Source organism: Vibrio sp. OPT20 (assembly GCF_963889365.1).
Lineage (GTDB): Bacteria > Pseudomonadota > Gammaproteobacteria > Enterobacterales > Vibrionaceae > Vibrio > Vibrio splendidus.
The window spans coordinates 1,105,080-1,117,010 of record NZ_CAWPOA010000031.1; the positions used below are offsets into that span (position 1 = coordinate 1,105,080).

The window sequence follows — 11,931 nt, forward strand, 5'->3', positions numbered from 1 at the left end:
AACGAGTCTCTGACGTAACTTGCTTATTTAAATGGTATAAAATAGAGAAACAAGGAGGAGTTATGACTCGATTAATAGCGATTGTTTTTTTATTGGCTTTGGCATTTGTGCTGTTTCGTTACCGGACAAACGAAAAACTGCAAAAATGGGTAGTGATTGTTATCGTTAGCAGCTTCCTTTTGTATACTGCCAGCCTGATGATTTCGGAGTTAACTCGTTAAATCTGTCTGTGAGCAGATAGGATAAACGTGTTAGCAAAGCTCAAGTGCTTCTGGCTTGGGCAATAGGTTTAACTGAGCTTAAAGTATCAGTATCAGTATCAGTATCAGTATCAGTATCAGTATCAGTATCAGTATCAGTGACCGTGTAACGTTAAACAAATTTTTGGGAGTACCCGCTAGTGAACCAGCAATCTGGACAAAGCGAACAGGATGAAGTGGTTGTTATTGAAGAACGCGATAAGCGCAGTCAGCTTTATATCGGCATTGCTGCGGTTATAGGTTTGGCGTTAGGTGGCTTGATCGGTTCTACAATCACGGCTTCGAAGTGGGAGTCCACTTATCAGGTACTCGAAACTCGTTATCAAGAACTGCATGACAGCAAAACACAGTTGATGACATCCGTTGAAACTAAAGTGGCAAAAGTCGATACCGAAATCGATGCAAAAGTAGAAGCCGCTCTAGTAAAACAAACAGAAGAACATCAAAAAGAGCTCCAAGACCTAGCGAAGCAGTCTTCGGTTTTAGAGAAAGCGAACTACTCGTTAGAGCAGCAGCTAAACGAACAGAAGCAAACGTTAGAGCAAACTCAGCAAGACAACCAGAAACTTAATCGTCAGGCTGACATGCAATCGACCTTGTTTGAGCGTTCGCGTGAAGTTTTCCGAAAAGAATTACAGATCTCTCAAGAACTTGAAAAGCTTGAGAAAGAAAAAAATGAACTTGAGCAGAACCTTGGTTCTCTAAAGAAAGCGTGCGACGTTTTCTTAGATGGCACATCATGGGATGCTAAATCTGACGCGTGTGAGAAGCAGGATAACGCCAACTCTCGTCTGAGCGATATCAGACAAATGATTGAAGTCCACACCATGGATCTTAAGCAGATCAAAACGCTCACTGAAGAAATGGGTCTATAAGCCACAGGCTTTAATCAACCCAAAGATAGTTTACGGTAAATATTGAAACGCCCACATCACACACGTGATGTGGGCGTTTTGCGTTTTCTCGACAGCATAGATCCGGTGCTTTCTCATTATTGATTTATTTGAGTGTTTTCATTGTTTGCTTAGATATTTGTGAATAGTTACGTATATCCACAATGATATGTTACTTGTTGTCTATTAAATGACTTTGCATACATATTTTCAGATCAGAGTCGCTGCATAATAGTGTTGTTCAGGATGAACACGCAGTCGAATGCTAGCTCGCATTTGGCTGCTTTGACGACAAGGGATGAAGTGATGCTAGAGTATCTGTGTGAGAACTGCACTGTAGCCTATTGTTTTGATGATTGTAACTCGCCATTAGCGCAACGAGATATGATTGAAGTAGAAGAGGCGGTGGATCGTAAAAAAGTAAGCCAAGATCCTGAACTGCTTGAACAAGAAAATTCAGGCATAAAAAATCCCCACAAGCTAAGCTAGTAGGGATTTGGATAAGTTGCAGTCCTGTTCTCGCTTTCTCAAGCAAAGGGTCTTACAAAAATTTTTAGAACAGTGTTATTAACGACAATCGATAGCTATTTGTCGTAAGTCTTGATTTCACCTGATTTCACACGTGCAACAAATGATTGCAGTTCTTTCTTCACAACAGGCATTAGGAAGTACAGGCCAAGAATGTTGAAGATAGACATCGCAAAGATAGCCGCATCAGAGAAGTCGATTACCGCGCCAAACTGAATCGTCGCACCAATAACAACAAACACACAAAACATCACTTTGAAAATTAGTTCCGTTGTTTTGCCTTCACCAAATAGGTAAGTCCACGCCTTTAGACCGTAGTACGACCAAGAAATCATGGTAGAAAATGCAAACATGATTACCGCGAGAGCGAGTGTGTATTTAAACACTTCTGCAGTTTCAGTAAACGATGCAGCAGTCAGCGTTACACCCGTTAAACCTGTTCCATCATATGGACCCACGTTTAAGCCTGCGATAGTGATAACCAATGCTGTCATTGTACAAATGATTACCGTATCAACGAATGGTTCTAATAGTGATACAAGACCTTCGGTGATTGGTTCTTTTGTTTTTACTGCTGAGTGAGCGATTGCTGCTGAACCTACACCGGCTTCGTTTGAGAACGTCGCACGTTTCAGACCTTGGATTAAGGCACCAATGAATCCACCAACTACACCTTCACCGGTAAATGCACCTGTAAAGATTGCACTGAACGCAGGACCAACTTGATCAAGGTTAGAACCGATAACGATGAGAGCCATACCGATGTACAGAGCTGCCATCCAAGGAACAACTTTTTCTGTTACAGACGCAATAGAAGGCATACCGCCAACGATAACGGAAAACACTAAGGTTGCGAGTACAAGCCCTGTGATGACACCGTATTCACTCGGCACATCAAACGCGTAAGTGAGCATGGCATGTGCTTGGTTCGCTTGGAACATGTTACCGCCGCCCAATGCACCTAAAATACACATTAAGGCAAAACCAATAGCAAGGGCTTTACCTAATCCACCCAATCCTCTTTCACCAAGACCTTGGCTTAGGTAGTACATTGGACCACCCGAAACAACGCCTGAAGGTAGGATAGTTCGGTATTTTACACCTAAGGTACACTCACAGAATTTAGAAGCCATGCCTAGAAGACCACACAAGATCATCCAGAATGTTGCACCAGGGCCACCAATCGCAAGTGCCGCACCAACGCCGGCAATGTTACCAAGCCCGACGGTTCCAGAAAGAGCCGTTGTAAGAGCTTGAAAGTGAGAAACCTCACCATCCTCTTTGGAGTTAGGGTCGGTATACTTTCCTTTGATAATGTCTATGGCCATGCCAACACGTTTAAATTGAACAAAGCCAAAATAAACAGTAAAGATAATCGCGGCGAGCAATAGCCAGCCAACAATGATTGGGAAGTTTGCTTCACCAAGTGGAACACTTTTAAATATTAATCCAACGAACCAACCTGTGTAGTCATTGAAAAAACCATCAACACTTTGGCTCAAGTTACTGATACTTTGACTAAATGATCCTTCTTCTGCAAATGCACTGGAACTAAACAATAATATAAACCCAAAAAATAATTCACGTAAGTTTTTCATGGTTTTCCCTGTCTTTTTATTAAATTATGTTTGCTGCTGTTGTGTTTGTTTTTTATTTGATTTTTACATCTCAGTGATTTATCTACTTCATTCGACGGCAACATAAACGGCTGTAGCTAGGTCGAAAAACGAAATAAATATAAGTACTGATCTTGCTTTGTATGGATATCCTTTTGGTATGTGAACCAATAAGACTATGGTATTCGGCCTACCAAGTCCTACTGATAATCCTATACATAAAAATAATACCCTCAAAGAAATTTTTACAATAAATTTACAATTGTTCGGGTTTTGTCATTGTTTTGGAATAAGTCGATGCTTTTTAGGTTGCAAAAGGCATATGCAGTAGCGGTTATAGTGACGGGCTAAGGTGAAGTATAGTGCGGGATCACAGGGAAGTCGGCGAGTTTGAATATTCGATATGTGCTTGTGAAGTGTTTAAACAATTGATAGCTGAAGATGGAATCAGGCCTGAGGGCATTAAAAAGGCCCTTTATCAGAGCCATTTTTAATGATTTACGATGAACATGAGGTTTAGCGTTTAGAGACTAGAGTTAAACCGAGCCAGTGATACGTTTACTCGACTTGTGGTAAAGCTTAAGTGCTAATAACGAACCCCATAGAGCGACTTGTCCCCATAGCAATGTCCATTGAGATGCCACTTCTTGCCAAGATGCACCCATCTGATTAAGCGCTAAGAAACCTTGGATAGCTGGTGTGCTTGGGAATAACTGTGACAGCAGTACTAACCATTCAGGCATCATTTCAACAGGCCAGATAAAACCTGAAGAGAAAATCAGCGGCATTGAACTGATTAACACCACAACCGTGACTAACTCTCTTCTTGGCACTAGCTCACCAATAAAAATCCCGATCAAACAACTGGCTAATAAGAAGGGCAACAGTAAGGTCAAAATTTGTGTCGTTGAGGCGAGCAAATTTATTCCATACATCGAAAAGCTCGCGCCGAAGTAGTACATCGACAACAAGTAATAAATGCCGACCAAGGTACAACAGCGAGCAAGCATCAGTTTTACTGGAGAGGTCTTACTCCAATAGCCAAACGTAGATTGAGCGTTTTGGGTTGCCCCAACTAAACCAGAAGCCATGGCTAAGGTTTGTTGTAGGATCAACACAAAGACGGCTGGAACCACGTAATCGATGTACCCCATGCGGCTATTGAACGTTGGTTTTAGGTTCAAGCTAAACGCGCTGTAGCCTTTGGCTGCGGATTCTAAAGGCACTCCTTCGACTAACAAGTGACTGACCTTAACTTGCGCAGCTAACGTGCCACCTGCCTTGGCAAGCCCTTCAACTATAGTTCCGTACACTAAGAAGTAAGAAGCATCGCCAGCGTAAGAAAGCGTCGGACTCTTACCGAGCAGTAAGTCTTTATAGAAGTCTTCTGGAATGACGAGGAACCCACCGATCTCTTGGTTAAGCACGGCTTGTTTTGCATCAGCGATGCTGGAGTCTCGACGTACCAACTCGATTTGGGAGGTGGCATCCACCATTCGTTCTAATTGGTAGCTGCTTTGACTCTTGTCCAAGTTTACTACCGAAGCTTTAAGCTGTTGAGGAACTTGGTGCGCGTAAGGCAATGGATACAAGAATGAATAGAAGACCACACCACCAAATACCGTAAGAAGTACAACAGGGTTACGCAGTACCGCCAAGAGTTCTTGCTTTAGCAGTTGAGTAAAGCTCATCGTTTTACTCCTTGTGGTGATGATTGTTCTGGTTTCTCTTGCTGTGTTGCTTGTGTTGAAGGCGTCGCTTTTGCAGATAGAGCTGCTTGGGCTGTTAGATCCGTTTGTGCAGACAGAGCCGATTGCGCCAAGTGTTTCTTAATCAACAACATCACCACGAAAGCAGGAATCGCATACCACAACATTGAGGAGAGGCTGATAAGCGACTGTGCCGCGCTCGCGCCATAACTTGATTGTGCTGTTTGTACTTCGATGTAGTGACTCACGGGCAACAAGCTTCTCCAGATTTGCGCTGCAGTGTTCATGTCGGTTACTGGAAAGGTAATCCCCATGAACGCAAAGCTTGGTGCTGTAAAGGCGCCAGCGAAACTCATCGCCCTTGCAGGATCAAGCGTTAAGAAGAAAAACAAACAACCCATGATGATACAACTGATGACGGTAAGCAGTTGGGCGACAGTCAGTGCCACAAAACTGCCGTTAAACGGCCAGTCTAAGAGGACATAGAACCAAAAGCTAAACGCGATACCAAACATCAAAAACAAGACAAGGTAGGGCGCTAGTGTTGATGTTAGTGATTTCATCGGGGCGTTGGATAACCAAGCATGAAGACCACGAGCTCTAACGTTCGCCGTCAAAACCAATATCGTGCCCACCACAATCATGATCTGCCACAGTGCCGGAATAACCGCAGACACCAAGAACTGAGCATAACTGGTGTTCTTGTTGAACAGTGGCGTGATCTGGCTTTGCACTGTTACTGCTTGGCCTAATGCGGATTGCACCGTGGTATCACCGTGTGACAACTGCTTAACGACCTCAAGTTGCGCGTTAAAAGTCCCCTGAGCCTGCAACAACGCCGAATTCACTAGCTTACCTATCAAGATAAATTGGCTGTTGTAGAACACAGACACTTGCGGATTCAATCCGAGCAGAAGATCTCGGTCAAAATGCCTTGGTATCACAACATAACCGTAGATATCGCGTTCAATCATCGCTTTCGCCGCTTCACTCGCCGAGCTGTATTTCTGAGTGACTTGCAGCGTTGGTGACGCATCAACAAGGCGTGTGAACTGCTGCGAAATTTGACTGTGTTCCAAGTCAACAACCGCAACCGGTAAGTCGCGAGCGATCCCTTGTGAAAAAATCAGCCAGATACTGGCAGCAAGCAGTAAAGGGATCCAAGTTAGGCAAGACAACAACCATTTGTCTTTGCGGACAATCGCCCACTGCCTAAGCAAGGTATTCTTCGCTCTATGATGCTCAGTTGATTGCGAGGCTGTAGATTGCGAGCCTATCGATCGAAAGTTAGCAGACATACGTCACCTAAAGCTCAACCACAAGGCTCATGCCCATACGTAGTGTTTCGCTCGTATCGACAGGGTGCGCTTCTACTTCAAAAGTACGTAAGTCGAAGCCTTGTGCTGCGTCTGTTGAACGCCAAGTCGCGAAATCACCCATTACGGCGATGTGAGTCACTTGGAAAGTTAATGATTTATCCAGAGCCGGTAGGTACGCTTCAAACTGGCTGCCTTTCTCGAAATGCTTAAGCATGTCTTCACGCACATTAAGTACTGCCCATGCATCCTTGGTGTCGATAACAGTCACAACAGGGAAGCCTTGTGGTGCGAGTTCACCGCTGCTCAATAGAACCTGAGAGACTTCGCCATTAAACCAGCTGTGGATTTGTGTGTCTTTTGCGTAAGCTTCAACTTCCGCCACCGCGCCTGCCGCCATTAACGCTTTTTGAGCGGCTGCCACTTTGGTTTCGTCACGAGCACCTTCTCGTGCTAATTGATACATTTGGAACGCAGCGCTTTCCGTGTACTTCGCTGCTTGCCACTGTGTTTTGGCTTCATCGCGTTTTTGCTCGGCAACGACACCATCGTTGTAAAGGTTGTTTACACGTTGATAAGTTTTGTCCATAAGATCGGCTGCCGCTTTTGCTTTCAACCATTGGTCTTTAGCGGCTTGGATTTGCTGAGTACGGGCACCATTCTCTGCTTGTTTTGCTAATGCGCCAGCAGCTTTTTGACCTGCTTTTGCTTGTTCTAGCTTCGCGTCAATCTCAGGGCTAAGAAGAGAAAAGATTAATTCGCCTTTTTCAACTGAATCGCCTTTACGCACGAATATTTCATCAATTCTGCCAGGTACTTTTGATGAGATGCTGTATTGCTGCGCATCGATTTGACCTTGAAGCTTAACAGGCTGAGGTTGATAAGCTTGGTAAAAACTGTATCCGACCCAGCCAATAACGCCGATACCAACTAAAGATAGAAGAAGGGGCTTAATAGGTTTCATGAATTATCCTTTTGACTGGCTATCGGTGTCTGTTTTTGAGTCGAAGTCAGACGGAACAGAAGAGGTTAAGTAACTCGAGTAAGCATTCATTTCGCTGGTTAGCGCTAATAGCTTGTTCAGAGAGATTAGGTATTTGAATCGCGCAGCAGATTGCTGGGTTTTGATGCTCGCAAGGTAGAGCTCTGCATCAACCACTTCTAGCGAGTTCGAAAGTCCTTGAGTGAAGGCTTTTTTACGGAGTAATAGGTTTTCTTGAGCCAAAGCCAAGCTTGAGTTCAGGCCTTGAACCTCCTCAATTGCTTGGTTCGCTTCAAGGTAAGTCTTCTGTACCAACACGGTTAAGTCTTGCTTAGCTTGCGACTTCAGGAATTGAACCTGTGAGACAGCACTGTGAGCGGCGGCTACTTTGTCTGAACGGCCAGAAGTATCAAGCAGCGGCACATTCACACCAATGCCAACTAACCAATCGGGTTTCATTTCGCTGGCTAGAGAGTCATCTTCATACAGGCTGTAGTCACCGTAAAGGTACACTTCTGGATAGTATTTACCTTTCTCCGCTTTAATTAAGCTGCTTGCTTGTTTCTCTTTTGCATCAAGAATCTTAAGGCCGGGATAGGTCATGAGTGTTTGGTCAATGAACACATCCATATGAGGCAGGTTCTTATTGATAAACAGTTGCTCTGAAGGTTCTACACTTTGGCTCTGACCAAGGATTTGAGTCAGCGCTAATTGAGCAATCTTAAGATCGTTTTGAGCTTTAGTTCGCTCGACAACCGCTTTGTCTAGTGAAGCATCCGCTTGCAAGCGTTCTACTCGTGCGATTTGCCCTTGTTGTTCAAGCTTGATGGCGAAATCACGATGCTGAGTTAAGCCAGCTTCAACGGCTTGACGCGTTTTCACGACGTCTTCCGCTAAGATCACCGAGAAGTAATATTTACTTAAGTCTTCGTAGCGAGCTTGTCTTTCCATCAACAACTGGCTTTGCGCTTCTTCGCTTTTACCTTCAGCTGCATTTTGCGCCGCGGTAATTCGCCCGCCTGTGAAGATAGGCCAAATCGCGCGAATAGAAGAGCTAAAGATGTCTTGTTCTGTGATAGTTGAGGTAACGCCACCTAATTGAGCCAAGAAGGGAGCAAATGCTGGATTTACGCCGCTTAAGCTATCACCGAACTGTTCGCCATTAATCGTCACGTCACTATCAAGGTGCGTGTAGTTAGCCCCTAAGGTGATAGAAGGCAAGTTGAGGCTACTCGTTGAGTTCTGAAGGTGTTGATAACGTTCAACGTTGGCTTGTTGAGCCGCAAGTGAGTTGTTATTTTCTTGTAATATTTGCCACGCTTCAGAAAAAGTGAGCGGGGCAGCATAGCCTGGCGAAGTCATGGTGCCGAGAAGCATACTGGCGATCGCAAGGTATCGAAATTTTGGTTTGGTCATCTGCATTAAATACCAATTAGAGTATTAACTCTAATGTTAACAGGGCAATAGTCATTTGTCTTGATTAGATTCTCTCATACTTAGAGAAAGTCTCATAACTCGTTAACCAAGTGTAAATAGGATTGAGTGATGAAGATATCAGAGATAAATGAAACTTAAAAAGCACGCATAAGCGTGCTTTTTAAGTTCAGTATAGAAGCGTTTTTACAAAATGAAGCGGCTTATTTAAAGCCAGGACAATGGTGATCGGCGCGCCACACCAATTGTCTTGAACCTTGCATTGTTTGTAATAAATCTCTGCCCGACATTTGCGGGAACGCTAACAATACCTTGAGATCGAGAGGGGAGGTACCGTCTTTCTCATAGGCTCTTACGTGAGTAAAAGTCGATTGCAAGTGTTTGAACAGCATGGTCTTAGTAAGACAAATTCCAAAATTATCGCGTTTCATTGCCTGGTTTCCTTTTCAACAATGTTTATACGTTATGTTTTTAATCCTGTTTCTATTGGACGTTGCCACTGATCGATACTTCCTGCTCATCAATGTTTTATTATTGGGCGCCGCTTTATCAGGCACCTCTGAGTTGTCATGCTGGCCTATAGTGTAAATAGAGATGTATGAATAAGGTTAGGTTGATAACCTGTTTGTTCAACAATCCTAGCGGCGAGCGTGCAACGTTTCGTTATAGATACGTCCAGTGAGCGAAGAGTTGTTGTCTTTTTGTTAACCGAAATTTCGATTTAAAGCGGAGTCTGAAAATCATGACTTATGGCTTGGCAACAATAAACTTCTTCATATGCAACTATTATAATTGTATTTATTTTAAACAACCTAAAAAACACCTAAAAGCTTAGTGATCTAGCTCAATATTTATTCGTTTATTTTGATTTTTAAGCTAATCCGTTCTAAAAGCGAACGATTAATCGAGGTGAACAACGTAAAGGATTATCAATTAATAATCTGCTCAATTATTTAGTTGAGTAACAGTCACAAATTCGCGTACGTAGAAAGGTCATCTAATTAACTTGGTGTTAACATTGCTCGTCTAACACTAGGGACGGTGGAATATGAAATGGAGTAGTATCAGCTTCCGTAAAAGGCTGCTGATTATCATGACGGTCACTGGTCTTGTTGAACTTTTGATACTTTCAGCGGCTGGTTTTTATTATATCAAACAATCTCAAGAACAAGAGATGGGTTTGAAAGCGTTAGGTGTTGCTGAATTTCTGTCTGAATCACCACTTGTCACCAGCATTATTCAAGAAAATGGAACGATGGGCCCTAATGGCGTTCCCTACGTTCTGTCTGAAGAAACTCAAGTTAAATTTCGAAACCTTACCCAGCTCATTGGCGCGGCGTTTATCGTTGTGGGAGATGATAAAGGTATCCGCCTGATTCACCCTTATGATGACCGGCTTGGTAAACCCATGCGCGGTGGTGATAACCAAAAAGCATTGGTGTTGGGTGAATCTTATGTGTCGACGGCCAAAGGATCACTTGGTTTTTCTGTCCGTGGTAAATCTGCGGTTAAAGACCCACAAGGCACTGTCATTGGCGTGGTGTCGGTTGGCTACTTGTTGGACTCGTTACAAGACCGAATCGAACCTTATTTAGCCTTTTTGATTGTGATGGCCTTGCTGGTGGTTGCGGTCAACGCTTTGATTTCAAGCTATGTGTCTCGTCGCTTTCAACGCGCTATTTTAGGCTTTGAACCCGAAGAGATCGGCCGACTGTATGTCGAGTTAGATGTGACTATGAGTACCGTGAAAGAAGGTATTCTGAGTATCGATAAGCACGGAATTTTACGTTCTATTAATAAGAGTGCCTGCGATATTTTGTCTATCGATAGAGAGTCTGCACTCAACCAACAGCGCCTTTCAGATGTATTGGCCGGCAGTGATTTAGAGCAACTGTTATCCACTGGTGAAACCGACCACGACGTCGAGCTGTACCTGAACAATAAGCGAATCGTTGCCAACCGCAGCCCGATTATAGTGGCAGGTGAGGTGGTCGGGGCGGTATCCAGTTTCCGATTACGAGATGAAATCAACGACTTAACAGACCAGCTCTCACAAACCAAAGAGTATGCAGATCTACTCCGTTCACAAACCCATGAGCATCAAAACAAGCTCAACACCATTAGTGGCTTGATCCAGATGGGCGAGTTGGATTCAGTACAACAGCTGATTGGCCAAGAAACAGCGCACTATCAAAGCTTGATCGAGTTCTTGCGTGAAACCGTTAAAGACCCGCTCATTGCAGGCATGCTCTTGGGGAAAACGGAGCGTGCAAGAGAAATAGGTTTAGAGCTCAAAGTCGAAGAAGGCTCAAGGCTTGAAGCGTTGCCTAGCTGGCTGAACGCGGATGACGTTGTCACAATTCTTGGCAATCTGATTGACAACGCCTTTGATGCCACTATGACGGCTATCAAGCAAGAGGGTCAAATTACTCCTGCGCGTCGAGTTATTGAAGTTTCAATCAGTGATTTTGGTAATGAAATTATCGTAGAAGTAGAAGATAAAGGGTGTGGTTTGCCGAAAGACTTGGCGACGAAAGCACTCACCGAAAAAGGCGTATCGAGCAAAGCGAAACAGAATCGCGGCGTCGGTTTGTATTTGATAAAGCAACTGGCAGACCGATATCAAGGACAGCTTGAAATGGTCGACAACCACGATTTTGGTACGCGAATGACGGTTTATCTGCCAAAAGAAGCACAATAATAATTAAGCGCGAAGTGATAGAGTGAAGATCATCGTGACGGAAAAAGCATGGTTAAAGGAAGAACATAAATGAGCGCAATCACGAGAGTCATGGTCATTGAAGATGATATTGCGATTGCAGAGCTACACCATCGTTATTTACAACAGATGGGTGGCTTTGATGTGGTGGGGATTGCGACCACGCAGTCTGAAGCGTTAATGCAATTAGACATATTAAAGCCTGACTTGGTTTTATTGGATGTGTATCTGCCGGATGGATGCGGGCTTGATATTTTGAACCACGTTCGTGGTAGTAATCAGGGTTGTGATGTGATTTTGATTACTGCTGCGCGAGACGTCGATACCTTGCAACAGGCAATGCGCGGTGGAGTCGTGGACTATCTGCTGAAACCTGTGATGTTTCCTCGCTTAGAAGCGGCGCTGAAAAAATATCAATCGCAGTTGCAAGAGTTTGAAAGTGTGTCTGATTTGAACCAAGGTTTGGTCGATAAG

Annotated in this window: 11 protein-coding genes; 5 read left to right on the plus strand and 6 right to left on the minus strand. The window is 43.9% G+C overall.

All coding sequences use genetic code 11. The features are described 5' to 3' along the window. Positions 1-62: 62 nt before the first annotated feature. From AACR09_RS06050 to AACR09_RS06060, 3 genes are all read left to right on the plus strand, one after another. Entirely contained in the window at positions 63-221 is a 159-nt protein-coding gene (locus AACR09_RS06050; RefSeq protein ID WP_004733573.1) for a hypothetical protein, read from the plus strand. A 179-nt stretch (positions 222-400) separates the two neighbouring features. Beyond that, positions 401-1,135, plus strand: a complete 735-nt coding sequence (locus AACR09_RS06055) for a chromosome segregation ATPase (protein ID WP_004733574.1) — start codon at positions 401-403, stop codon at positions 1,133-1,135. 324 nt (positions 1,136-1,459) lie between these two features. Next, the gene (locus AACR09_RS06060; RefSeq protein WP_193836177.1) at positions 1,460-1,642 is read left to right on the plus strand and encodes a hypothetical protein; all 183 of its coding nucleotides are present in this window, start codon (positions 1,460-1,462) and stop codon (positions 1,640-1,642) included. Positions 1,643-1,737: 95 nt separating this feature from the next. Here the strand turns inward: AACR09_RS06060 and AACR09_RS06065 are convergent, their stop codons facing one another. From AACR09_RS06065 to AACR09_RS06090, 6 genes are all read right to left on the minus strand, one after another. Beyond that, positions 1,738-3,279, minus strand: coding sequence for an alanine/glycine:cation symporter family protein (locus AACR09_RS06065; protein ID WP_193836178.1), 1,542 nt, complete (start codon positions 3,277-3,279; stop codon positions 1,738-1,740). A gap of 554 nt (positions 3,280-3,833) precedes the next feature. Next, on the minus strand, positions 3,834-4,988 hold the full coding sequence (locus AACR09_RS06070; RefSeq protein ID WP_193836179.1) for an ABC transporter permease: 1,155 nt from the start codon (positions 4,986-4,988) through the stop codon (positions 3,834-3,836). Then, the gene (locus AACR09_RS06075; RefSeq protein ID WP_193836180.1) at positions 4,985-6,304 is read right to left on the minus strand and encodes an ABC transporter permease; all 1,320 of its coding nucleotides are present in this window, start codon (positions 6,302-6,304) and stop codon (positions 4,985-4,987) included. Before AACR09_RS06075 ends, AACR09_RS06070 begins: the two co-directional genes overlap by 4 nt. 7 nt (positions 6,305-6,311) lie before the next feature. Beyond that, a complete protein-coding gene (locus AACR09_RS06080) occupies positions 6,312-7,286 on the minus strand; it encodes an HlyD family secretion protein (RefSeq protein WP_054547676.1) in 975 nt (324 codons plus the stop codon). A gap of 3 nt (positions 7,287-7,289) precedes the next feature. After that, positions 7,290-8,726, minus strand: a complete 1,437-nt coding sequence (locus tag AACR09_RS06085) for a TolC family protein (RefSeq protein WP_017077122.1) — start codon at positions 8,724-8,726, stop codon at positions 7,290-7,292. Positions 8,727-8,941: 215 nt separating this feature from the next. Continuing rightward, positions 8,942-9,169: a hypothetical protein gene (locus AACR09_RS06090; RefSeq protein ID WP_004733582.1), complete on the minus strand. Its 228-nt coding sequence runs from the start codon at positions 9,167-9,169 to the stop codon at positions 8,942-8,944. Between the two features lie 617 nt (positions 9,170-9,786). On the opposite strand from AACR09_RS06090, the gene AACR09_RS06095 reads away from it, so the two are divergent. Then, positions 9,787-11,439 (plus strand): ATP-binding protein, encoded by a 1,653-nt coding sequence (locus AACR09_RS06095; RefSeq protein ID WP_445329551.1) that lies wholly within the window; start codon positions 9,787-9,789, stop codon positions 11,437-11,439. Positions 11,440-11,508: 69 nt separating this feature from the next. Beyond that, a partial coding sequence (locus AACR09_RS06100) for a response regulator (protein ID WP_228010960.1) occupies positions 11,509-11,931 on the plus strand: 423 nt, incomplete at its 3' end.

Coding starts and splice junctions, on each gene's coding strand:
- AACR09_RS06060 (WP_193836177.1), top strand. CDS start 1,460: ATGCTAGAGTATCTGTGTGAGAACTGCACTGTAGCCTATTGTTTTGAT.
- AACR09_RS06085 (WP_017077122.1), bottom strand. CDS start 8,726: ATGCAGATGACCAAACCAAAATTTCGATACCTTGCGATCGCCAGTATG.
- AACR09_RS06075 (WP_193836180.1), bottom strand. CDS start 6,304: ATGTCTGCTAACTTTCGATCGATAGGCTCGCAATCTACAGCCTCGCAA.
- AACR09_RS06090 (WP_004733582.1), bottom strand. CDS start 9,169: ATGAAACGCGATAATTTTGGAATTTGTCTTACTAAGACCATGCTGTTC.
- AACR09_RS06080 (WP_054547676.1), bottom strand. CDS start 7,286: ATGAAACCTATTAAGCCCCTTCTTCTATCTTTAGTTGGTATCGGCGTT.
- AACR09_RS06095 (WP_445329551.1), top strand. CDS start 9,787: ATGAAATGGAGTAGTATCAGCTTCCGTAAAAGGCTGCTGATTATCATG.
- AACR09_RS06065 (WP_193836178.1), bottom strand. CDS start 3,279: ATGAAAAACTTACGTGAATTATTTTTTGGGTTTATATTATTGTTTAGT.
- AACR09_RS06050 (WP_004733573.1), top strand. CDS start 63: ATGACTCGATTAATAGCGATTGTTTTTTTATTGGCTTTGGCATTTGTG.
- AACR09_RS06070 (WP_193836179.1), bottom strand. CDS start 4,988: ATGAGCTTTACTCAACTGCTAAAGCAAGAACTCTTGGCGGTACTGCGT.